Consider the following 21381-nt stretch of genomic DNA (forward strand, 5'->3'; position numbering starts at 1 on the left):
CCGCCAACCGAAAAGAAACCGAGCAATGAACGATTCCAGTGAATTTGGGAGAGGCCAGCTTGGCTTTGGTGCGGCAGCAGCTGCTCCATCTGGTGCGCCGACAGCCGGGCTTCTGACCGGCTCGTATCCCCTTAGATTGTTCGCAACCGACGCTGGCACCGGTCGCAATGTCATGCTGCTGCATGGATGGACGGCGGAGTCGAACGATTGGTGTTGGCAGTTGCCTTTGCTGGAAAGCCGCTATCGGACAGTGGCCGTGGACCTTCGCGGGCATGGACGGTCGGAGATCGCAGCATCGGGAGGCTACAATCCCGCCGACTATGTGGCCGATATCGAGAGGTTGATAAAGGACAACTTCGGAGGCGAAAGGTTCGTTTTGATCGGACATTCCATGGGTGCGCAGATCGCGGCGCAGCTTGCAGTAAAAAGACCCGAGTTCGTCGACGCAGTGGTTTCAATAGACGGGGCGCTGGGCTTTTCGGCCGAATTGGAGCCCGTCTTTCAGAAGGCGGCGGCAGATCTTCGAGAGGGGGATCCCGCGACGGTCGCGTCTGCCTTGTTCGAGGCATTCTACGACAACTCGACGTCATCCGCGCTTAGGCGATGGCATGCCCGCCGAGCGCAAGGAATGCCCGCTCATGTCATTCGCGAATCCTTCGGCCCGTTGTTCACGGGGGATGGTCAACTCGATGTTGGAAAGAACAGCGAGCTTTTCCTCGGCAGGATTCGCGTGCCTTTCTATCATATGTGCCGGGATGCGGAGCAGGCCGATCGGATGCGCCGATGGCTTACCGACCCGCGATCAAAAGTCGACGTGTGGAGAAACGCAGGCCACTGGATCATGCAGGATCGACCTGATGATGTGAATGTCGCGCTGCTCGACTGGATCGATAGGCTCTGATTGCGCAGTCGGGATCAAAAGTCTCTACGATGTCCTAGTCCCGACTGCCTCCCCTGTGTCGGCTCAGGCCAGTAGCCCTCCGTCGACGTTCACGATTGTCCCGGTGATCTGTCGGGCGGCGGGACTAGCTAGGAAAGCGACGGTGGCCGCGATGTCCCTCGGTGCGCCAAAGCGGCCCAACGGGATGAGGGCGCGCTGAAATTCAGAAAATTCGCCGTTGGCAGGGTTCATGTCGGTATCGGTGGAGCCCGGCTGGACGAGATTGGCCGTGATGTCGCGCGGTCCCAGCTCATGCGCCAGCCCTCGGGTAAAGGCCTGCAGTGCAGCCTTGGTCATGTAGTAGACCGTGCCGGTTGATCCCACAATGCGGTCCGCCCCGGCAGAACCGATCGTGATGACACGGCTGCCGCCCTTGAGGTGTGGGAGAGCGGCCTGCGTGGTCAGCACGGGGGCACGAACGTTTACGGCAAGAAGCGCGTCGATGTCCTTGACTTTGAAGTCGGCGACCGACTCGTAGAGCGCGATGGCGGCGTTGTTGACGAGAATGTCCAGACCTCCCAATGCCCCGGCCGCCTCATCCACGGAGCGTTTGATGGCGAAGGGATCGCCACTGTCGGCCTGGATGGAGAAGGCTTGGCGACCCAATTGCTGAATCGACGAGGCAACCCTTTGAGCGCTTTCGCTGGAATGCTGGAACGTGAGCGCGACGTCCGCTCCGTTCTCAGCGAGGGTCAGTGCGATAGCGGCGCCGATACCTCGCGAGCCGCCGGTTACGAGAGCCCGCCTACCGGTCAAGTTGATCATAGACTTCCAATCTATTTATGCAGTGATCGATACATAATTCGTAAGAACGTTGCGAAGCACTGTCAATCAATTTATGTAGTAATCGATGCAGAAAGGCGCGCCCTCGTCACGAGATCCCTCCCACCGTGGACGCGGACGGCCTCGCGCATTCGATCGCGAGGCCGCGCTGGCGCGGGCTATGAGGTTGTTTTGGGTCAAGGGCTATGAAGCCACTTCCATCGCCGATCTGACGGAGGTGATGGGCGTTGGTTCGACGAGCCTCTACGCGGCCTTCGGCTCGAAAGACGAACTGTACGCCGAGGCGCTGAAGCTCTATTCCACGACCTATGAGGACCTGGTGCTGGGGCGTTTTCGCCAAGCGGCAACGGCCCGCGAGGCGGCGCTGGCCTATCTTAAGGACTCCGCTGCTGCTATGACCGGATCGGACTGCAATCTGCCTCACGGATGCATGGTCACGCTCGGAACGGTCGGAAGTGACGGTCACACGGAAGTCGGCGATCTCATGCGTGCCGCACGCGATAGCGCCTTTGTCCTGCTGAGAGCTCGTTTGGAGAAGGCCGTATCGCAGAGCGAGCTGCCGAAATCCGTCGACGTGATCGAACTCGCGCGGTTTCTGCAGACCGTTCAGAGTGGGATGGCGATCCGGGCTCGCGACGGCGCCGAAAGGGCGGAGCTCGAGGCTGTGGCCGAAATCGCGATGGCCGGTTGGGATGGCATCATCTCAAGATCTCGATGATGAATTAACGTGCTCTGGCGTCGACGCGCGCAGCGCGCATCACGTCCGATCAATTAGAGAAAGAATACTGTACCGCCGCGATGACGATGACGCGTGAGGTTCAGTTTCTCCATGGGAATGAGCGAAAACCAAGGCCGGTTCCGGCACACCCCCGTGAAGCGGCCGAAGCCGAAGAACGTCTTAGCTATCGCACTCTTGCATGCCGAACGTCACAGCAGCTTGTCCAAGGTTATCGGCAAGTCCCGAACGCGCTTGCCGGTGGCGTTGAAAACGGCGTTCGCGACGGCTGCCCCTACGCCGGTGATCCCGATCTCGCCGACGCCACGAGCACCCATAGGGGTCCTGGGGTCGGCCTCATCCGTCCAAATCACGTCAATGGCAGGTACGTCTAGGTGTACCGGCACATGATATTCGGCGAGAGATGGGTTCATGATCCGGCCCGTGCGCTCGTCCAGCTGCGTTTCCTCCATTAGTGCGAGGCCCAAGCCCATGATGATGCCCCCGCGGAACTGGCTGGCTGCCGTCTTCGGGTTCAAGATGCGGCCGCAATCGAATGATCCGAGAAAGCGGGAAATCCTGACTTCGCCCGTGACCTCATTTACCCGAGCCTCGCAGAACATCGCAGCGTGGCTATGCATCGACCAATGCTGCATCTCAAGCGGCATCGAGGCTTCGGCTTCCACGGAAATCTCGGTGCGTTGCGCTCTCGCAAGGATCGAAGCATAGGACTCTCGTCGGTCGTGATCGTCCAGTGCGCAGAGACCTCCGTCGAAACCTCCGACTTCGCTGGGATGAAGACCGGCCAATGGCGAGTCGTTACCGGCGAGCTTGAGCATCTCGGCGACGAGCGCTCGATGGGCAGCCACGACACCCGCGCCAACCGAAGCAGTCTGTTGCGACCCTCCCGCTAGGACGATTCCGGGAAGGCTGGTGTCACCATAGTGGAACTTCACTTGGTCCATCGAAAGTCCGAGCCGGTCAGCGATCACCTGCGTCTGCGCCGTAGCGGTGCCCATTCCCATCTCGTGGGCTGCGACCGCGACGATTGCCCGCCCATCGCGGGTCACGGTGATGCGCGCCGCGCCGCCTGGCATCCTATAGTAGGGATACGTCGCAGTCGCGCAGCCCAAGCCCACGAGCCAGTCGCCGTCTCGCACGGAGCGCGGTCTCTGTTGCCGTTTGTACCATTCGAACCGTTCGGCGCCTGCGCGCCAAGCTGCCACGATCCCCCTCTGCGAGAACGGCAAGCCCTGGGTCGGATCTCTCTCGGGTTCATTTCTGATCCGCAGTTCGATCGGATCCATGCCGATTTCCGCAGCAAGCTCGTCGATGGCGCTTTCGAGCGCGAACGTCCCGACGGCTTCACCCGGTGCCCGCATGAAGGTATTCGCGACCGTGTTGAGTTTCACCGTGTCCACTTCCAGCCTGAAACTTTTGGCCGCGTAGAGGCTCCTAGTCGCGATGATGAACGGTTCTGTCATTGCGTTGTGCGGCGTCATCGCCGTGACGCCGGTATGGATGATCGCGTCGAAGGTACCATCGCGCCGCGCGCCGAGAGCCACACGCTGTTCGGTCGGAGCTCTGCCGCCGACAGTCCTGAAAACGCCTTCGCGCGAAAGCACGATCCGCACCGGCCGCTTGGCGAGTCTCGCCGCTGCCGCGCCGAGTATCTGGTGATGCCAAAGCGTCTTGCTGCCGAAACCGCCGCCGACGAACGGAGAGGTGACGTGAACCTGCTCCTCTTTGATGCCGAAGATCTGCGAGAGCGTCCAGGCGGCATGGGTCACCGCTTGCGAAGCATCGTGTACCCTGAGTTCGTCGCCAGACCACGCGAGCGTGGCCGCGTGCAACTCGATCGGATTGTGGTTGTGGCCTGGCGTCCGATAGGTGGCATCGACCTTTGCGGGAGCGGTTGCGAAGAGTGCGTCGGCGTCGCCGATCCGAAGCTTCAGAGGCTCGCCCATGAACTGACCGGGCTCCGTGCCGTCCGCGATGGCCTGTTCGAAGGACGTCGAAGCGGCATCGACCTCATAATCGACGCGGATCAGCGACTGAGCGTGGTCGGCCTGTTCCTGCGTTTCCGCAAGGACCAAGGCGACGGCCTGGCCGTTCCAGTGAATGCGATCATCCTGCATGATCGCTAGATCGTCGCCCCCGGCGGCTTTGGGATTCGTTCCGAAGGCAGGAGCCTTGGCAAGGGAGGGGGCATTGCGATGGGTCATGACCAGAACGACGCCCGGAGCCTGTTCAGCCTCGCTTGTCCGGATTTCCACGATGCGCCCCTTGGCGACCGAAGAGTAGTGTAGGGCCGCGTATGTCAGCCCCTCGATAGGAAACTCCGCCGCGAACCTCGCCTTGCCCGCGACCTTCAACGGGCCGTCGATCCTCGAGACGGGCTGGCCGACATGACCGTGCCTCTCTCGGATGAGTGGATCGGGAGACCCGCCGGGTATCCAGCTGTCCGGCGCGAGCGCTATCGCCTTCTTCAAAGCCGCCTGAACGATGCTCATCGGGGCGCGTCCTTCGCATTCGAGAGTTTGACGAGGCTGTCGACGATGACCCGCTTTGCGAGCTTGATCTTGAACGTATTGTCCCGAAGACCTTTGGCGTCCCTTAGCTCTGCCTCCGCGGCCTCCGCGAAGAAGGCCTCCGTCGCGGGCCGTCCGGCGAGAGCCGCCTCCGCAACGTGCGCCCGCCAAGGTTTATGCGCAACGCCGCCAAGAGCAAGCCTGACGTTCTTGATACGACCGCCGTCAAGCTCCAACGCAGCGGCGACAGACACGAGCGCGAACGCGTAGCTCGAACGGTCGCGCACCTTACGATAGCTCGAACGCTTCGAGAATCCGTTCGACGGCAGCACAATCGACGTGATCAGTTCGCCCGAGCGGAGTTCGGTGTCGATTTCGGGGGCGTCGCCAGGGAGACGGTGAAAATCTGTGAGAGGGAGATCGCGCGAGCCTCGGGGGCCGTCGATGCTGACTGTCGCATCCAAAGCGGCCAAGGCGACGCACATGTCGGAAGGATGAGTCGCCGCACAAGCGGGCGAGGCGCCGAGTATCGCGTGATTGCGATTGAAGCCGCCGATGGCGTCGCAGCCGGATCCCGGGCTGCGCTTATTGCAGTGCGCCTCGTCGTCATAGAAGTACGCGCATCGGGTACGCTGGAGTACGTTTCCTCCGACGGTCGCCATGTTTCGTATCTGTGCCGAAGCGCCGGCCAAGATGGCCTGAGCCAGAAGCGGAAAGCGCGCCCGCACCCGCCGGTCGGTCGCAACCGCCGTGTTTTTGACGCCCGCCCCGATCCTAAGTCCTCCTTTTTCGTCTTCCTCGATCTTGCACGAAAGGCCAGTCACATCGACGAGCAACGTCGGCCTGGCGATCGCTTCTCTCATGAGGTCCACGAGATTGGTGCCTCCGCCGAGATAGGCGGCACCGGGATGCGTACCCAGGGAAAGCGCGTCTCCACGCTCGGATACTTTTTCGTAAAGGAAAGGCGTCATGGCGCGTCCTTCGCCTCCGGAAGCGGAATCGTGCCGAGCGTTTCGGAGATCGCTTCGATGATGCCGTTGTAGGCTCCGCAGCGGCAGATATTCCCGCTCATCCTTTCCCGAATCTCGTCGAAGTCGACCGTGATGGCCTCCGCGGCCACGTCGGCAGTCACGTAGCTCGGTACGCCGGTCCTGAGCTCGTTTGCCATTCCGATCGCCGAGCAAATTTGCCCGGGGGTGCAGTACCCGCATTGAAAACCGTCGTGCGCCACGAACGCCTCCTGCAAGGGGTGCAAGGCGCCGTTCGAAGTCAATCCTTCGACGGTAGTTATTTTTCGCCCTTGGTACTGCACTGCCAGAGCCAGACAACTGTTGATCCGATTGCCGTCGACCAAGACGGTGCACGCTCCGCAGGCGCCTTGGTTGCAACCCTTCTTGGTCCCGGAGAGGCCGAAATGATCTCGAAGGAGATCCAACAGGGAGGTACGCAGGTCCACGTCGGCATCAAGGCTTCGGCCGTTTATGACAAATTGCATGCCACCTCCCATCCGAAAAAGGGGCGGCACCGTTGCCGCCCCGATATGACGTACATGTTGAAAGAGAGTTCCCGACGCAGATCGATTCGAGAGTTGAGACGAACCGTCTCGAATTTCGACAGCAAGCTCTAGCCTGCTCTGGTTTGCTTGCCGCCTTCGAGGGCGAACGTCAAATTCTCTGGGCTGTCCAAGAGCCGAAGCAGGTGGCGGGCCCAGAGCGGCCGCTCCAAGTACCACGTCCGCTTCCGCCGGATAGTCGTCCTGATCCGGAAGCGTACTTGTCCTGCACCGCCACCGAAGCTTGGACGTGCCCGCCCCGTGCCACCGTTCCGCGGAATTTCAATAGGTTTGGGTGGGTTATGAGACCGTTGAAAATGTTCACCTCGAAGTCGTAGGAGGGGTCGCAAGCGCCGGACCGGGTCGCGAACGTCAGATGCCAAGAGCCGTCGTACTCGGTGGTACGCGACTGTCGTGCCTGCGACTGTCCGCAAGCGAGGGCGCATACCGCGATTGCGACGATCGATCGAATAGTGAGGTGCATCGCAATTCCTTGTCTCTGAGACCGAATGAAAACGTCAATCGAAGCCTTTTTCTCGAAGCTGGCGTTTCGCGTCGTCATTCTTGGCAGCATCCACGCTTAGAGCTTTGAGTACCGCATCGGACTTGATGAATTGAATGCTGCAGTATTCCACGACTTCGATGCGATTGCCCCACGGATCGAGGAAGTTGAAGTCGCGGCCATCCACCGGATGGGCCCCTGCCGAAATGGCGTTGGCCATCACCGACGTTCGATCGTCGACGACCAATCCGAAATGACGTTCGCGATCGGGAGCCCGGCTGCTCCCCCGGCTCAGCGCGAGAAACTGATCCCCCATGTCGATGAACGCCAGGTCGATCGAGCCATCCACGTCTTTATGGCTTCCGCGCAACTGAAACAGAAAGACCGAACCGTAAAATTCGAGTGCCGCTTGAACGTCCTCCACCTCAAGCGCGACGTGATTAAGTGCGACGAGCCTAGCCTTTTCGGTCAAGCAAACCTCCGTATGGCTGGGTGCGCCGCGCAAGTCGCGCCCGCTTTTGTCCGCCGGTAGTCGTAACCACCCTAGGACAACGCAGTTCCGACGGTCACGGAGGCGTTCCGAGACTCACTGATCCGCTTCTAGAGACAATGCAGATCGACGCTGAAGGCAAACCGAAGTTTAGTCACCCGACGGATTTCGTCGCGATCTAATGGGCTTTCGAAGGCCAGACAGTGTGGTTCGCGTGGTTTTCGGCCTGGCCGCATCGGCGGGCTTTGCGGCCCTCGCCCTCGATTTCGCGTAGTCGACGGACATCGCCAGGGCAGGATCCCGGTCGCGCAACTCCTCGGCGACGATCGACTGAAGCCAGCGGACGGCTGGCTCGTTGTGCATCCGACGGTGCCAGTGCTGTTTGAGCTCGATGAGAGGAATGGAGACCGGCGGCGGCAGCAGCTTCAATCCGGATTCGGCATACCAGGCTCCGAGCGAAAACGGGACGGTGGCGATCATGTCGCTGGCTGCCACCATGTGCGGGACGCTCATGAAGTGCGGCAGGTGCAGCACGACGCGCCGCTGAAGCTTCAATTCACGAACGCGTCGCTCGAAGATCTCCTGGCTCCTTCCCTGCTGATTCACGACGATATGCTCCGCCGCGAGAAATTGTTCGAGGGAAAGAGTGTTGCCGATGACCGGATGATCTCGGCGAACAATGCAGGTGAAAGGATGGTCGAAGAGATCTTGGGTGACGATATTCGGACCGACCAAATCCGGAAAATATCCGATCGCGAGATCGATCTCCCCGCTCTCGAGCGCGTCCTCCAGGTGTTCGTGAGACGTGGGCACGCAGCGGAGTTGGGCCAAAGGCGCCATCGCGCGGATACGCTGCAGCACAGGCGGGATAAAAATCAGGACACCAATGTCCGAAGTCGTGACCGTGAAGATCCGCTCGCTCGTTTCCGGTACGAATTGCGGCTTTCGGAGGATCTGCTGGTCGACTGTCGAAAGAACGGTCCGCACTGCATCGGCGATCGATTCAGCGAATGGCGTCGGTCGCATTCCGCGCCCGGTCGACAAGAATAGCGGATCGCCGAAGAAGTCCCTTAGCTTGCGCAGCCCGGCGCTCGCCATCGGCTGGCTCATACCCAACTGGCGGGCAACCGACGACAGATTCTGAGCTCGCGACAGTCCGTCGAGCAGCAGCAGCAGGTTCAAGTCCAGCCGTCTGATATCCATAATACTGATATCTCATATCGAATAATACCGGATTTTCAATGTCTGTCGTTTCGGTGATGCTGCCCACAAAGCCCTGCAGAGGCGGACTTCGGGAGCAAACTTAGCGGGATATCAGCTCCGGCCATCGTATAGGCCGTCCCGTTTTCCGTCTCTCGCTTCCGTCTGTTCGTTCACCACGGGGTCGCCGGACCCCGCGACTCGGCCGAAAGCTATTGCCCGAAGATGCATCCCGAATCCGACGCAACCAACCGATACATCCTGACCCTGTCTTGCAGCGACGTTCCCGGAATTGTCGCTGACGTTTCGCGGTGTCTCTTCGAGAACGGCGGCAACATCGTCGAAGCGGCCCAAGCCAACGAGTCCGTGAGCGGTCGGTTCTTCATGCGGGTTGACGTTACGCTCCCCGAGCAGCGGGCCTCGCGTGCCAGGACCGAACTCGAGCAGATCGCTCGCAAGTTTGGAATGGAGTGGAAGTTGCGGTCTCATGCCGAGCGCAAGCGGGTTCTGCTGCTTGTATCCAAGTTCGACCACTGCCTCGGAGACCTACTTTATCGCCATCGCCTGGGCGAGCTTCGGATGGATGTCGTCGGGATCGTGTCCAACCATCCGCGTTCCGCCCTCGCGGTCAGTCTGGTCGGCGACATTCCTTTCCACCACCTGCCGGTCACCAAGGAAACGAAAGCTCATCAGGAAGCGCAGATAAAAACCCTCGTCGACGAGACAAAGGCCGACCTGGTCGTGCTCGCGCGATACATGCAGATTCTCTCCGATGACCTCTCCCGGCATCTGCAAGGACGCTGCATCAACATCCACCACAGCTTTCTGCCGGGCTTCAAGGGAGCGAGGCCCTATCACCAGGCGCATGCGCGGGGCGTCAAGCTCATCGGAGCGACCGCGCACTACGCGACCAGTGATCTCGATGAAGGCCCCATTATCGAGCAGGACGTCGAGCGCGTCAGCCATCGCGACACCCCGGAAGACTTGGTCCGCAAGGGTCGGGATATCGAGCGCCGCGTTCTGTCGCGCGCCGTCCATCTATTTCTCGAAGACCGAGTGATCATCAACGGCGATAGAACCATCGTATTCGCCGACTAATCAATGGAGAAGCAGGAAAATGTTGACGCCCAAGGGGATGCGCCGAACGCCGGAAGGCTACTTCACGTCGCGTTGGGGCTTGCCCGAATACACGGATTGGATCGACGAGAGCATGTCATGGAAGGAGACGTGTGCCATCGGCGACTGGTCTTTCCTCTGGGAACGTCGGTTCAAGGGACCGGACACGTTGAAGCTCTTCTCGGACGTCTCGGTCAATAGCTTCCAAAAGTTCGATATCAAGCAATCGAAGCACGTGGTCCATACGAGCAAGGCGGGCAAAGTCATCGCCGAAGGCATCCTGACGCGCTTGTCCGAAGACGAATTCATGCTGTTCGGCCGCGGCACCTTCTGGGTGGACTACGTCCGTCGTCATGGCGACTACAAGGTGACCTCGGAGGCGGATGATTGGTTCAACTTCCAGGTCCAGGGTCCGACCTCGCTGGCGCTGCTCGAGAAAGTTTCGAAGCAGTCGTTGCGAGACGTGAAGTTCATGCATTCCGGCGAGATCGAGATTGCCGGCTGCAAAATGCTGGCATTGCGGCAGGGCATGTCCGGCGAAGTGGGCTTCGAACTTCAAGGTCCCATGAAGGATGCGGCTGTCGTGTACGATGCGATCGTCGCAGCCGGGCAAGAGTTCGGTCTCCGGCGCATCGGTGGGCGAGCGATCTTCATCAACCATCTCGAAGCTTGTTTCCCGACGATCGTGACGGACTACATGCCCGCGATCTTCGACGAGGACATGAAGGACTACCAGGATGAGTTTCGGGCGGCGATGCCGGGCTTCGCATCGACCTTCAACATAGCCGGCAGCTTCCAGTCGGACGACGTGCGCGACTGGTACCGCAGTCCTGTCGAACTTGGTTGGGCCAAGAACATCAAATTCGATCATGACTTCCTCGGGCGCGAGGCTTTAGAAAAAGAGGTCGCCAACCCGCGGCGCGTGATCAGGACCCTGGTCTGGAACGGCGCCGACGTCACCGACGTGCACGCATCGTTGTTCCAGAAGGAGCAGGAGCCTTATCAGTACATGGAAATGCCGCGAGATCAGCGTGGCTTCATGTATGCCGATCGCGTGCTGGCCGGCGGAAAGGACGTCGGCGTGACCACCTCGCGCGGGTACAGTTATTTCTTCCGCGAGATGCTCTCGCTCTGCACGATCGACGTCGAGCATGCAGAGATCGGTTCGGATGTGATCGTCGTATGGGGAGAGCCCGGCCGGCGGCAGAAGCACATCCGCGCGAAGGTGGCGCCGGCACCCTACAAGAAAGACAACCGCCGCGCCGACTTGACCAAGATCTGAGACATCCGATGGCTGCCCGCATAATCGATGGAAAAGCACTCGCTGCCACCGTGCGTCGCGAGGTGGCCGAGGGTGTTGCCGCGCTCGTCGCCGGCGGCGCGCCAAAGCCCGAACTGGCCGTCGTGCTGTTGGGTGACGATCCCGCCAGCCACGTCTATGTGTCGAACAAGGTGCGGCAGACCGAAGCCGTGGGCATGCACTCGCGCCGATACCTGCTCGAAGCGAGTACGACCGAGTCCCAGCTTCTGAATCTGATCGAGGATCTGAACCGCGATTCTTCCGTCAGCGGCATCCTGGTGCAGTTTCCTTTACCGTCGCATATCGATACGGCACGTGTCGTCACGGCCATCCGCCCCGAGAAGGATGTCGACGGGTTCAACCCCTTGAACGTGGGACGAACGGCCGCCGGCATGGAAGGCGGCTTGGTACCGTGCACGCCGCTCGGCGTCATGCGTCTCATCAAGTCGGTTCACAAAGACATCGCAGGCCTCGACGCGCTGGTCGTCGGCGCCTCGAACGTCGTCGGGCGGCCGATGGCAAGGCTGCTTTTGCGAGAGCTCTGCACGGTATCCATTGCGCACATCAAGACGACGGATCTGGAGCGCCGATGCCGCGAGGCGGACATCCTGGTGGTCGCAACCGGCGTGCCGGCTCTCGTCCGTGGCCGATTTATCAAGCCCGGCGCAACCGTGATCGACGTTGGAATCACTCGCATCAGATCGGAGGGCTTTGAAAAGCTCGTAGGTGACGTCGCATTCGACGAGGCGGTCCAGGTTGCCGGCGCGATTACGCCCGTCCCGGGCGGCGTGGGGCCGATGACCATCGCGTGCCTGCTGGCAAACACGTTGAGCGCCGCAAGGACTCAAGCAACTCGTCGCAAAGCGGCGGCCGAACCTGGGACCGTCGCGTTCGGCTGAGACAAGCCGATGCCCGCAATGCGGGCCCTGCGAAACGAAAGAGCATCGGAACGTCATAAAAAGGGGGAAGCTGAAATGGCGATACAGATTGCGGAAGACATGCGGAAGCCAGTGGTCGATATCGGGGTCCTGGCCGAGGAAGGGGCGTGGAGCGCCTCGCGCAAGGGTGTGCTGTTCCTGTGCGCGCTTGCCATCATCCTCGATGGCTTGGACAACCAGATTCTCGGATTCGCCATCCCGTCCATGATCAAGGAATGGAACGTCGCACGCGCCGACTTCGCCCCGGCGCTTGCGTTGGGATTCGTCGGAATGACCATCGGCACGCCGATCGGGGGCATTGTGGGCGATTGGCTCGGGCGGAAGTTTGCACTGATCGCATCGGTCTTCCTGTTCGGCGCGGCTACGCTGGTCATCTCGACCGCGCATGGCGCCGGCGAGGTCGGCCTGTACCGCCTCCTCGCGGGTCTTGGTCTGGGCGGCGCGTTGCCGGCGGCGACCGCGCTCATCGCGGAATTCACGCCACGGCGGAACCGGAGTCTCTCGGTGATGCTCGGTATCGTCTGTATCCCGGTCGGGGGCATGATCGGCGGCGTTTTGGCGGCTCAATTGCTGCCTGAGTATGGTTGGCGGATGCTCTTCGTCGTCAGCGGGATCTTGCCGATGATCGTCGCGGCTATCCTTGCGGCGGTACTGCCGGAGTCTCCGCGATATCTTCTCGCTCGAGGAGCGGACCCAAAACGCGTTGCAAAGTCGGTGCAAATCCTCGATCGGACTGCCGCGGCAGCGAACCACTTCGTCGACCGACGCGATGCCGGAGCAGAACAAGCCTCGCTGACCGCGCTCTTCTCTGCTGCGTTGCGACGTTCCACCGCGGCGCTCTGGGTCGGCTTCTTCTTCTGCCTCTTGCCCGTCTACGTTCTCTACGCATGGGCCCCGACGTTGCTGACCGGAAAAGGGTTCGACGTGCCGGGCGCAAGCTTCGCTCTGGCCTTGTTCAACTTCGGCGGCGTGGCGGGCTGCATCGCGACCGGGTGGGCACTCGGGCGGTTCGGCACGCGAGCCACCATCCTGACGGTTTCCGGTGCGGCGGCGGCCGGAGCCGCAGCGCTGGCGTTGATGCCGATTTCGTCCGAGAGCAAGCCCCTCGTCATGGCCTTGCTGTGTGCCGAAGGCTTCTGCCTGCTCGGTGCCCAGGGCTCGCTCTATGCGCTCGCCGCCTACGTCTACCCGACGAGCGTACGTTCCAGCGGGGTGGGAGCGGCGGCAGGCTTCGGTCGCGCCGGGGCGATCGTAAGCGCCTATGTCGGTACGTTGGCACTCAATTACGGTGCACCGGCGTTCTTCGGCATCATCGCGGCCTGCGTCGGAGTCACCTTCGTGGCGGTGGCCATAGTCGATAAGCATGAGACGGCATTCCGCGATGGAGTGCCGGCTCCTTAGCTCGATGCTCAAGGAACCTTAGCTACCGGGCCTCGATGAACAGTCCAGGAGAGCGCAACGACGCACCGTTCGGCGTCTCGACAACGCAACGGTGTGTCTCGTCCTATTGTCTTTGAAGCCTTGGTGGGATTGACTATATCTTGCCGACGACCAGCAAACTGCATCGGGAGGTTTGATGGGGCGGAAGTACGTTCGTCGATCGGCTTTTTGCGCACTCTCAGGATTGCGTGAGTTCTATGGAGCATCCAATGTTCGCCGCGACTGATCTCGCAGCTGCGTTTGAGCGGGTCAATGAGTATTGGTCGCCGAAGGTAATAGGCCGCGTCAACGATCAGCTTCTCAAGGTCGCCAAGCTAAAGGGTGAGCTTGTCTGGCATGCTCACGATGGCGAGGACGAATTGTTCTTCATCGTAAAGGGACAGCTTCGCATCGAGTTCGAGGATGGAACGACGTTGCTGCGGCAAGGCGACTTCCTGACCGTACCCAAAGGCGTGCGGCACAACCCGGTTGCGGACGAGGAATGCTGGGTGCTTCTGATCGAGCCGGCCTCGACCCTGCATACGGGAGCCGAGATCACCGATCGGACGCGCAGTCTGGACGAGCAGCTTAGTTGACGTTTCCGATCCCGCTCATGGTCGACTTCCCTGCGGTTTCCGAGCTGAAATAGCCTTCGCTCGCGCCGATCCGGGCGTCGATGGCGCGCCCGCCATTGTTCGGTCGGCATTGCTGCGCAGATGATCAAGGAAGGCACGCACAGCCGGATTTGCGCGCCGGCTCGACGGCCAGAGCGCGGTGATCGTATCACGTTCGACGGCGAAATCAGCGAGCACTGGTACCAGTTCGCCACGCGCAACATAGGGGGCGGCAATAAAGGAGGCGCTGATGCCGATGCCACCGCCTGCTGCCAGAATTGCCACGACAGCTTCGCTGGCATCGACGAGGATTCCCGACGGCGGTAAGATATCGATCTCGCGACCCCCCGCCAGGAATGGCCAGCGGAACGTCTGCCCACTGCTTTGATACCTGAGATTGACCGTATCGTGCGCCGCGAGGTCGTCGGGATGCGCAGGCGTTCCGCGAGCGGCGAGATAGGCGGGGGAAGCAAAGGCGCATAGCCGTAAAGGAGAGAGCCGCCGGGACAGCAGGCGCGAGTCGGTCAGATCGCCGATGCGCACGGCAACATCTATCCCCTGATCGACGATGTCTACCAGGCGGTCGTCGAGGCGGAGGTCGATCGTCACCTTGGGATGGCGTTCGCGAAAGGCGGGCAGCAACGGAGCTATAAGGTGGAGCCCGAGTGGCAGCGGCGCGGCGATCCGTAACGAGCCCGCGGGCTCAGCGCGAACGGCTCTTGCAGCCTGCTCGATCTCTTCCGCGTCCCGAAGCAGCCTCACTGCGCGTTCGTGTAGCTCGCGGCCCTCGGGCGTGAGCTTGAGGGAGCGCGTGGTTCGGGTGAACAACGTCACCCCGAGATGGCGTTCGAGACGCTGCACACTCTTGCTGACGGCCGACGGCGAGATCGCCAGCGATTTCGCCGCTGCGATATAGCTGCCCAGCGATCCCGCCCGTGCGAAGGCGATGAGCCCCGAGAGGCGCTCGATGCCGATTGGTTCCATCGTGGCACTAGTAAAGCGACTTGTTGGGCCGTTATCAACCGTGGATCCATCCACTAAATCGCGAACATACAGCTTGGAGGATCCCGTGAGCGGTGAAATGAAAGCAGTCCGAATGCACGCCTTCGGCGGCCCTAACGTCCTGATCTACGAAAATGCGCCCAAGCCTGAGCTCAAAGACGGCGAGGTGCTTGTCCGCGTTCACGCCGTCGGGATCAACCCGCCCGACTGGTACTTGCGTGAGGGCTACAGGATGTTGCCTCCCGAATGGCAGCCCAAAGTCGCCTTTCCGATCATTCCGGGGACGGACATCTCTGGCACTGTCGAAGCGGTTGGAGATCAGGTGCAAGGGTTCGCCGCAGGGGACGAGGTCTATGCCATGGTTCGCTTTCCGGAGGGGCTCGCCGGGCAAAGCAGCGCTTACGCCGAATACGTCAGTGTGCCCGCAGCGCAACTCGCTCTGAAGCCGGGCGCGATCAGCCATGTCTCAGCGGCTGCCGCACCGATGTCGCTGCTGACCGCTTGGCAGTTTCTGATCGACCTGGGCCACGAAGAGCCAAATCCGCTGCAGTCGCATCAGCATGAGCCGGTGCCCCTCGAGGGCAGGTCCGTCGTCATCAACGGCGCGGCTGGTGGCGTGGGGCATCTCCTCGTACAGCTGGCGAAGTGGCGGGGCGCTCGAGTGACAGCGATCGCATCCGGACGAAACGAGGCAGTTCTTCGTGACCTCGGCGCCGACGCGTTCATCGACTATGGCCAGACGGCGCCTGAAGATGTCTTGCGGGACGTCGATCTCGTTGTCGATGCTGTGGGCGGTCCGACGTCAAGTCGTTTCCTGCGCACGATCAGGCCGGGCGGGGCGCTATTTCCAATCTTCCCGTTGGGATTTGCCGGCGCTGAGGAAGCGAGGCAGCTTGGTGTCACCGTTTCAGCCACACAAGTCCGCTCGAACGGGCGTCAGTTGGCGGAGATCGCGCCCCTCCTCGACAATGGCGCAATTCGGATCCTGATCGATAGCGTCCTGCCGCTCGCGGAGGCCCGGAAAGCGCACGAGCGCGCTGCACTTGGACATCTTCAGGGCAAGCTCGCGCTCGCCGTCATCTAAATCCGAACGGTAATTTGCCAACGCATTCTGAGTTTGGTCAGATTGCACGCGAGCCGTGGGGGCGCATCAAGATCTCGGCGACGTGGATCTGGTCCGCACCCATTTCACAAGTCCACCTGCCGCCAATATCTCTTTTGGAACGCTCTGCATCGGAGCGGATTCGAAATCTCTCTCGCCGATGCGGACCACTCCAGTTCGGAGATCGACGTCCACCTCTGCGCCGTCCAGAACTGCATCTACGGCCGTCGGGTTCACAAAGGCCGGAAGTCCGCAATTAACGGCATTGCGGCCGAATATTCGCGCGAAACTGCGACCGATCAGACACCGCACGCCAGACGCTACCATGGCGCTGGCAGGTTGCTCTCGCGACGAACCCGACCCGAAGTTCTCGCCGACAAACAGCGCAGTCGATCCTCTCAGCTTGTCGCGCAAGGAGGGGTCCAGGCCTTCGAACAGGTGAAGTCGGGCCTGCATCGGGTCGAGGATGTTGATGTATTTTCCCGGATAAAGAACGTCGGTATCGACGTTGTCTCCGGGAACTACGACGGCTGTCACGATCATGCAGCGCTCTCCAGTTCTCGAGGGTCGATGATCCGGCCTGCGACCGCCGCCGCGGCAGCCACTGAGGCATTCGCAAGGAACACCTCGGCCTCCGGTGATCCCATGCGCCCTCGAAAGTTGCGGTTCGTAGTGGCGACGACACGCTCGCCGGCCGCCATCACTCCGTTGTGCCCGCCGAAGCATGCGCCGCAGGTGGGTGCCGACACCACCGCACCAGCCTCAACGAAAACTTGCAGTAGCCCCTCTTCGAGAGCTTGCTTATAGACACGCCGACTGGCCGGAACGACAATCATGCGCGTGCCATTCGCGACTTGCCGCCCTCGCATCATAGCGGCTGCGTCACGCAGGTCGGTGATGGTGCCGTTTGCGCAGTTGCCGATGTAGACCTGATCGACCTTTTTCGTATCCGCTTCACTCGCGGCGGTTACGTTTCCCGGCAGGTGCGGCCAGGCGAGCTGAGGCGAAAGCGTGTTCAAGTCGATGTGCAGTTCGCGCGCGAATGTAGCATCGCTATCGGATGCTTCCGCGCTCCAGGCGCGATTGGCCCGACTCTGGAGATATTCGGCGGTGACGCCATCAGCCGGGAAGAAGCCGGTTTCGGCTCCGGCCTCGACCGCCATGTTGCTCACCGCCATTCTATCGTCGATCGACAAGTCGACCACGGCCGATCCGGTGAATTCCAGCACGCTGCCAGTCGCGCCGGCGACGCCGGTCTGAGCAAGGACGGCTAGAATGAGGTCTTTGCCCCTCACGAATGGCCGCCGTGTGCCGGAAAAGACGACCCGGATCGTGTCAGGTACGGTTTGCCAGAACATGCCCGTCGCCATGCAGCAGGCAAGATCCGTCAGGCCCACTCCAGTGCCGAAGGCACCGAGCGCGCCGTAAGTACAAGTATGCGAATCGCCGCCTGCGATAACCGAACCCGGCACGACCCAGCCCTCTTCGATAAGGACCGTATGCTCGATGCCGCCGCGCCCTTGTCCGTAGAAGGCGACGCCTTGCTCCTGCGCCCAATCCTGCATCTGCTTCAGGAGGGTCGCTGAGATCACATCCTTGGCCGGCGCGAAGTGATCGGCGACTGTGACGACCTTGGAGGGGTCGGGCAGACGGTCAACGCCCATTTCGTGGAGTACTCGGATGGCGCCGTTGGTGGACGCATCGTTGCCCAGAACCACGTCGCAAGGGAGCATCACGACATCGCCCGGCTTTACTGCCTTTCCCCCGAGGTGGCGGGAGATGATTTTCTGTACGAGTGTCTCGGACATTCGTCCTCCTGGCCCCCCGCGCCTGTCTCACATCGAACGTTGCGAAGTGGGTTGTTATGTGTATATAACAAGCATAATAGATCGATGGAAGTCAACCAAAAAGGAGTGGAACATGAGAATGTCATCCCGGCTGCGGCAGCGCTTGGCCGATGGCGAGATGGTGGTCGCACCGGGCGCCTATGACGCCATCGGCGCGCGTGCCATCGAGCATTCCGGATTTCCGGCCGTTTACATGACGGGCGGTGGTACCTCCATCGCGCGCGGCTACCCCGATTACGGATTGCTGAGCATGTCCGAAATGATCGAGAATGCGGCCGTATTAGCCCGGTCGGTTTCAGTTCCGCTCATCGCAGACGCCGATACGGGCTACGGCAACGAGCTCAACGTCGCCCGAACAGTGCGTGAATTCGAGAACCGCGACGTGGCGGCCATCCATCTGGAAGATCAGGTTTCTCCGAAGCGTTGTGGCCATCTCGAGGGCAAAGAGCTTGTCCCATTGGAGGAGTTCCTGGTGAAAGTTCGCGCCGCCGTATCGGCGCGCCGCTCCCCCGATTTCCTCATCATTGCCCGAACCGACGCTAGGACAGTCGTTGGCTTCGACGAAGCAATACGCAGGGCGAACGCGGCATTGAAGAGTGGTGCGGATATGGCTTTTGTCGAAGCCGCGCTTTCCGTCGGGGAACTCGCGGAGATCCCGAAGCGCGTAGCCGGCCCGTGCCTTCTCAACTTGGTCGCGGGCGGCAAGACGCCGCTCGTCAGCATGGCGGATGCGCAAGCGATGGGTTATCGCTTGACCATACTGCCGGCCATGCTCCCGATGGCTGCCGTTCATGCTTTCGACGCCGCGTTGTCCGAGTTGGCCAATACCGGCATGTCGCCGTCCCCACCGTCTGGAGTGACGGTTGCGGAGACGTTCGCGCGATTTGGATCAGAGGAGTGGGATTCGATGCGCGTCGATCTCGACAAACAGCCTATGCAGCAGAGATGAACATAATCCCATCTCGGATAGCTTCGCGGCGGCCGTCAGCCGCGAGGCCCGCCTTTTGCGAGAAATCACGACTTCTGTTTACGACCGTCACCGTTGGTGGCCGACCTCTCCAGTCAAGACCTCACCGGTGCGCACCCACGTCGAGCCATCGAATGTCTTGAGCTGCATTTGCTGGATGGGAAAGTAGTCGTCGGGCGCCGTATTGATCTTGATCCCGGGCAACAGCATGTCCGGAGCGAACTCCTTCAGCTTTGCGGCTTGCGCCATCACGTTCTCTCGCGTGAGGTCGTCGCCGCATTGTTCGAGAACCTTTACGACCGTTTGCGCGAGAGAATAGGCGTAGACGACGTTGCGGTCCGTCCCGTCAGTGCCCGGCAAATACTCGGCGACGAAGGCGTTGTATGCTTTAGCGCCTCCATCATCTTTCCATGCGGGATCTGCCGGGTCCTTCAGAAAGTCGGTTGATATGATATTTCTGGAGTTCTCCAAGCCGGCCGGCTTGAGGACGTTCGCGATCGAGCTGGACGTGTTGACCAGATAGAAAGTGGGCTTCCAGGCCAGTTCGGCGACCTTCCTGATCGCTTGCGCCGATGCCTTCGGTCCGCTCAGCGCGACGAGCACATCGGCCTTCGAATTGAACAGCGAAACGACCTGCGAATCGATCGTCGGATCGCCGGCCTCGTAAGACCGATCCGCCACGATCATATCGACCTTCTCGCCCAATCCATCCCGGAAGCCCTTCAACCAGTCTCTCCCGGAGTCGTCGTTCTGCCAGAGAACGGCGACTTTTCCCGTTGGTTGGTTCGCTAGAATGGACTTTGCATAAATGCGGCCTTCACTTTGGTAGTTTGGCTGCCAACCCATTGTCCATGGGAAAGCCTTCGAGTCGCCAAAACGAGTTCCTCCGGATGCGACGAACAGATGGGGGACTTTGCGTTGATTCAGATATTTTTGAATGGCTACGTTGCCGGGGGTTCCCAGCGCACCGAACAGGAGCAAGACCTCGTCTCCTTCGGCCAGCTTTCTAGCTTGCTCGACGCTCTTGGGCGGGGAGTATCCATCGTCGTAGGAGATGAACTTTATCCGTCGACCATTGATGCCGCCTGCAGCGTTGATCTTGGCGAAGTACGCTTCCTCGGTCTTCCCCATGATTGCAAACGAAGACATCGGTCCGCTGTAGGGAATGATGTTTCCGACCTTGATCTCGACGTCCGAAGCTCCAGGACCGTATTTCTTCTCGGCGAGCGCAGTCCCGTTGCCGAGCAGCGTCGAAGCAACGAGCAGGCTGATAGCAGGCAGGGTCTTTCCAACTGTCATTATTTCCTCCACGGCTTCGATCTAACGAGTGATATCTGGTCCGACGACAGAACTATTCTCCTTAGTCAGGCGTCCCTGACGGAGGCGCAGACGGGCGCTAGGTAGCCGAACTGCTTCGTCAGCGAGTTCAGTCGCCGCCTAGCAGAAACGGAATGATCGCCTCGGCAATGGGCGCGGCTTCCGTCTGCATGGCGGATGCGTAGGTTACAGGAACGCTTTTGGAGACGCCCGAAGACAGCATCGCCGCGATACGCTGGGCCTGGGGGCCCATGTGTGTTTCCTGAGGCGTCGTCAGTTCAAGGATCAGCGTGGGTGCTCGAATCGTTCGATAGGCCTCGGCGAGGTCATATGCATAAACCGCGCGATAGACGGGATCTACGCTGCGCCATCCTAGGAGATAGTCAGAAACTGTCGATTCCGCATCTTCGATGTCTTTTTCTGTGACCTTCGCTCCGGTCAGCACCTGCGTCGGCCACCACTTTCCCGAGGCCGTATTGAAGGTGCGCAGCCATTGCCTCACCAGATGACTGCCGTCCGCGTTCTCCCCGGCGGGCTGGAGGTAGCCGTCAACGATAGGCTTGATGGCTTCGTTGCGCGATGCGACCTCCGGAATGATGCTGTGGGTTTGTCCCGCCAATACCAGCCGGTCGATCCGCTCGGGGAAGTTGGCCGCAACGGCTGAGGCGATTTTGTTGCCGAGGTGAATGCCGAACAGGTTCGACGAGCGCAATCCGATTGCAGGTAGGAATGCGGCGACACATTCGGCCAGCGACTCGATCGAGAGCGGCTCAGGCAGAGCGTGAGAATTGCCGTACCCTGGAGTATCAATCGCGATCGTTCGGAAATGAGGTGCCAGCAAAGGCATGATCCGCTCGAAGTGCCGCCAAGTACGCGCGGTCTCGCTCAACATCAGGAGAGGAGGGCCTTCGCCAATTTCAGCGTAGTGAATGGCGCCGTATGTCGTTTGCGCGTAGGCTTTGCGCGTCGCATGCCGTGGATTGCTCATGTCGTTGCTCCGTTTTTCGATCGTCTGTGCGGTTGGTTCCGCGATGACCAAGGAGGGC

20 protein-coding genes are annotated in these 21381 nt (G+C 60.8%); 9 read left to right on the plus strand and 11 right to left on the minus strand.

Translation table 11 applies throughout. The annotated features are described in order from the left end of the window. Positions 1–25: 25 nt before the first annotated feature. Positions 26–901, plus strand: a complete 876-nt coding sequence (locus HYH08_RS12315) for an alpha/beta fold hydrolase (RefSeq protein WP_220010045.1) — start codon at positions 26–28, stop codon at positions 899–901. Between the two features lie 63 nt (positions 902–964). Here the strand turns inward: HYH08_RS12315 and HYH08_RS12320 are convergent, their stop codons facing one another. Continuing rightward, a complete protein-coding gene (locus HYH08_RS12320; protein ID WP_220010046.1) occupies positions 965–1705 on the minus strand; it encodes an SDR family NAD(P)-dependent oxidoreductase in 741 nt (246 codons plus the stop codon). Positions 1706–1790: 85 nt separating this feature from the next. Between HYH08_RS12320 and HYH08_RS12325 the strand changes: the two genes are divergently transcribed. Beyond that, a complete protein-coding gene (locus HYH08_RS12325; RefSeq protein WP_228747766.1) occupies positions 1791–2441 on the plus strand; it encodes a TetR/AcrR family transcriptional regulator in 651 nt (216 codons plus the stop codon). A 209-nt stretch (positions 2442–2650) separates the two neighbouring features. On the opposite strand, the gene HYH08_RS12330 is transcribed toward HYH08_RS12325, so the two are convergent. The 5 genes from HYH08_RS12330 to HYH08_RS12350 form a co-directional block, all read right to left on the minus strand. After that, on the minus strand, positions 2651–4951 hold the full coding sequence (locus HYH08_RS12330; protein ID WP_220010048.1) for a xanthine dehydrogenase family protein molybdopterin-binding subunit: 2301 nt from the start codon (positions 4949–4951) through the stop codon (positions 2651–2653). Then, positions 4948–5940, minus strand: a complete 993-nt coding sequence (locus HYH08_RS12335) for an FAD binding domain-containing protein (RefSeq protein ID WP_220010049.1) — start codon at positions 5938–5940, stop codon at positions 4948–4950. Before HYH08_RS12335 ends, HYH08_RS12330 begins: the two co-directional genes overlap by 4 nt. Next, complete coding sequence (locus tag HYH08_RS12340; protein ID WP_220010050.1) at positions 5937–6464, minus strand: 2Fe-2S iron-sulfur cluster-binding protein; 528 nt, start codon at positions 6462–6464, stop codon at positions 5937–5939. Before HYH08_RS12340 ends, HYH08_RS12335 begins: the two co-directional genes overlap by 4 nt. A 575-nt stretch (positions 6465–7039) precedes the next feature. After that, positions 7040–7495 carry a VOC family protein gene (locus HYH08_RS12345; RefSeq protein ID WP_220010051.1) on the minus strand — a complete coding sequence of 152 codons (456 nt, stop codon included), beginning with the start codon at positions 7493–7495 and terminating at the stop codon, positions 7040–7042. 168 nt (positions 7496–7663) lie between these two features. After that, positions 7664–8695, minus strand: coding sequence for a LysR family transcriptional regulator (locus HYH08_RS12350; RefSeq protein WP_228747767.1), 1032 nt, complete (start codon positions 8693–8695; stop codon positions 7664–7666). Between the two features lie 243 nt (positions 8696–8938). Here HYH08_RS12350 and purU point away from each other — a divergent pair, with 243 nt between their 5' ends. The 5 genes from purU (at position 8939) to HYH08_RS12375 (ending at position 14082) form a co-directional block, all read left to right on the plus strand. Continuing rightward, positions 8939–9811 (plus strand): formyltetrahydrofolate deformylase, encoded by an 873-nt coding sequence (gene purU, locus HYH08_RS12355; protein ID WP_220010053.1) that lies wholly within the window; start codon positions 8939–8941, stop codon positions 9809–9811. A gap of 19 nt (positions 9812–9830) precedes the next feature. Beyond that, positions 9831–11111, plus strand: a complete 1281-nt coding sequence (locus HYH08_RS12360) for an aminomethyl transferase family protein (RefSeq protein WP_228747768.1) — start codon at positions 9831–9833, stop codon at positions 11109–11111. Between the two features lie 8 nt (positions 11112–11119). Further along, positions 11120–12028, plus strand: coding sequence for a bifunctional methylenetetrahydrofolate dehydrogenase/methenyltetrahydrofolate cyclohydrolase FolD (gene folD, locus HYH08_RS12365; RefSeq protein WP_220010054.1), 909 nt, complete (start codon positions 11120–11122; stop codon positions 12026–12028). Positions 12029–12103: 75 nt separating this feature from the next. After that, positions 12104–13468: an MFS transporter gene (locus HYH08_RS12370; protein ID WP_220010055.1), complete on the plus strand. Its 1365-nt coding sequence runs from the start codon at positions 12104–12106 to the stop codon at positions 13466–13468. Positions 13469–13716: 248 nt separating this feature from the next. Then, positions 13717–14082 carry a cupin domain-containing protein gene (locus tag HYH08_RS12375; RefSeq protein ID WP_220010056.1) on the plus strand — a complete coding sequence of 122 codons (366 nt, stop codon included), beginning with the start codon at positions 13717–13719 and terminating at the stop codon, positions 14080–14082. Positions 14083–14097: 15 nt separating this feature from the next. On the opposite strand, the gene HYH08_RS12380 is transcribed toward HYH08_RS12375, so the two are convergent. Beyond that, a complete protein-coding gene (locus HYH08_RS12380; RefSeq protein WP_220010057.1) occupies positions 14098–15084 on the minus strand; it encodes a LysR family transcriptional regulator in 987 nt (328 codons plus the stop codon). Between the two features lie 85 nt (positions 15085–15169). Here HYH08_RS12380 and HYH08_RS12385 point away from each other — a divergent pair, with 85 nt between their 5' ends. Then, entirely contained in the window at positions 15170–16186 is a 1017-nt protein-coding gene (locus HYH08_RS12385) for an NADP-dependent oxidoreductase (RefSeq protein ID WP_220010058.1), read from the plus strand. A 66-nt stretch (positions 16187–16252) separates the two neighbouring features. Here the strand turns inward: HYH08_RS12385 and HYH08_RS12390 are convergent, their stop codons facing one another. After that, positions 16253–16747, minus strand: coding sequence for a LeuD/DmdB family oxidoreductase small subunit (locus tag HYH08_RS12390; RefSeq protein WP_220010059.1), 495 nt, complete (start codon positions 16745–16747; stop codon positions 16253–16255). Continuing rightward, complete coding sequence (locus tag HYH08_RS12395; protein ID WP_220010060.1) at positions 16744–18012, minus strand: 3-isopropylmalate dehydratase large subunit; 1269 nt, start codon at positions 18010–18012, stop codon at positions 16744–16746. Before HYH08_RS12395 ends, HYH08_RS12390 begins: the two co-directional genes overlap by 4 nt. A 112-nt stretch (positions 18013–18124) precedes the next feature. Here HYH08_RS12395 and HYH08_RS12400 point away from each other — a divergent pair, with 112 nt between their 5' ends. Continuing rightward, positions 18125–19000, plus strand: a complete 876-nt coding sequence (locus HYH08_RS12400) for an isocitrate lyase/PEP mutase family protein (RefSeq protein WP_220010061.1) — start codon at positions 18125–18127, stop codon at positions 18998–19000. A gap of 87 nt (positions 19001–19087) precedes the next feature. On the opposite strand, the gene HYH08_RS12405 is transcribed toward HYH08_RS12400, so the two are convergent. Together HYH08_RS12405 and HYH08_RS12410 are read right to left on the minus strand one after the other, a co-directional pair. Beyond that, the gene (locus HYH08_RS12405) at positions 19088–20317 is read right to left on the minus strand and encodes an ABC transporter substrate-binding protein (protein ID WP_220010062.1); all 1230 of its coding nucleotides are present in this window, start codon (positions 20315–20317) and stop codon (positions 19088–19090) included. 127 nt (positions 20318–20444) lie between these two features. After that, positions 20445–21323, minus strand: a complete 879-nt coding sequence (locus HYH08_RS12410) for an alpha/beta fold hydrolase (RefSeq protein WP_220010063.1) — start codon at positions 21321–21323, stop codon at positions 20445–20447. Between the last annotated feature and the right edge of the window lie 58 nt (positions 21324–21381).

Source organism: Bradyrhizobium sp. BR 10289, from assembly GCF_019455385.1.
In the GTDB taxonomy this organism is placed as follows: domain Bacteria; phylum Pseudomonadota; class Alphaproteobacteria; order Rhizobiales; family Xanthobacteraceae; genus Bradyrhizobium.

Coding starts and splice junctions, on each gene's coding strand:
- HYH08_RS12315 (WP_220010045.1), top strand. CDS start 26: ATGAACGATTCCAGTGAATTTGGGAGAGGCCAGCTTGGCTTTGGTGCG.
- HYH08_RS12320 (WP_220010046.1), bottom strand. CDS start 1,705: ATGATCAACTTGACCGGTAGGCGGGCTCTCGTAACCGGCGGCTCGCGA.
- HYH08_RS12325 (WP_228747766.1), top strand. CDS start 1,791: ATGCAGAAAGGCGCGCCCTCGTCACGAGATCCCTCCCACCGTGGACGC.
- HYH08_RS12330 (WP_220010048.1), bottom strand. CDS start 4,951: ATGAGCATCGTTCAGGCGGCTTTGAAGAAGGCGATAGCGCTCGCGCCG.
- HYH08_RS12335 (WP_220010049.1), bottom strand. CDS start 5,940: ATGACGCCTTTCCTTTACGAAAAAGTATCCGAGCGTGGAGACGCGCTT.
- HYH08_RS12340 (WP_220010050.1), bottom strand. CDS start 6,464: ATGCAATTTGTCATAAACGGCCGAAGCCTTGATGCCGACGTGGACCTG.
- purU (WP_220010053.1), top strand. CDS start 8,939: ATGCATCCCGAATCCGACGCAACCAACCGATACATCCTGACCCTGTCT.
- HYH08_RS12360 (WP_228747768.1), top strand. CDS start 9,831: ATGTTGACGCCCAAGGGGATGCGCCGAACGCCGGAAGGCTACTTCACG.
- folD (WP_220010054.1), top strand. CDS start 11,120: ATGGCTGCCCGCATAATCGATGGAAAAGCACTCGCTGCCACCGTGCGT.
- HYH08_RS12370 (WP_220010055.1), top strand. CDS start 12,104: ATGGCGATACAGATTGCGGAAGACATGCGGAAGCCAGTGGTCGATATC.
- HYH08_RS12375 (WP_220010056.1), top strand. CDS start 13,717: ATGTTCGCCGCGACTGATCTCGCAGCTGCGTTTGAGCGGGTCAATGAG.
- HYH08_RS12380 (WP_220010057.1), bottom strand. CDS start 15,084: ATGGAACCAATCGGCATCGAGCGCCTCTCGGGGCTCATCGCCTTCGCA.
- HYH08_RS12390 (WP_220010059.1), bottom strand. CDS start 16,747: ATGATCGTGACAGCCGTCGTAGTTCCCGGAGACAACGTCGATACCGAC.
- HYH08_RS12395 (WP_220010060.1), bottom strand. CDS start 18,012: ATGTCCGAGACACTCGTACAGAAAATCATCTCCCGCCACCTCGGGGGA.
- HYH08_RS12400 (WP_220010061.1), top strand. CDS start 18,125: ATGAGAATGTCATCCCGGCTGCGGCAGCGCTTGGCCGATGGCGAGATG.
- HYH08_RS12405 (WP_220010062.1), bottom strand. CDS start 20,317: ATGACAGTTGGAAAGACCCTGCCTGCTATCAGCCTGCTCGTTGCTTCG.
- HYH08_RS12410 (WP_220010063.1), bottom strand. CDS start 21,323: ATGAGCAATCCACGGCATGCGACGCGCAAAGCCTACGCGCAAACGACA.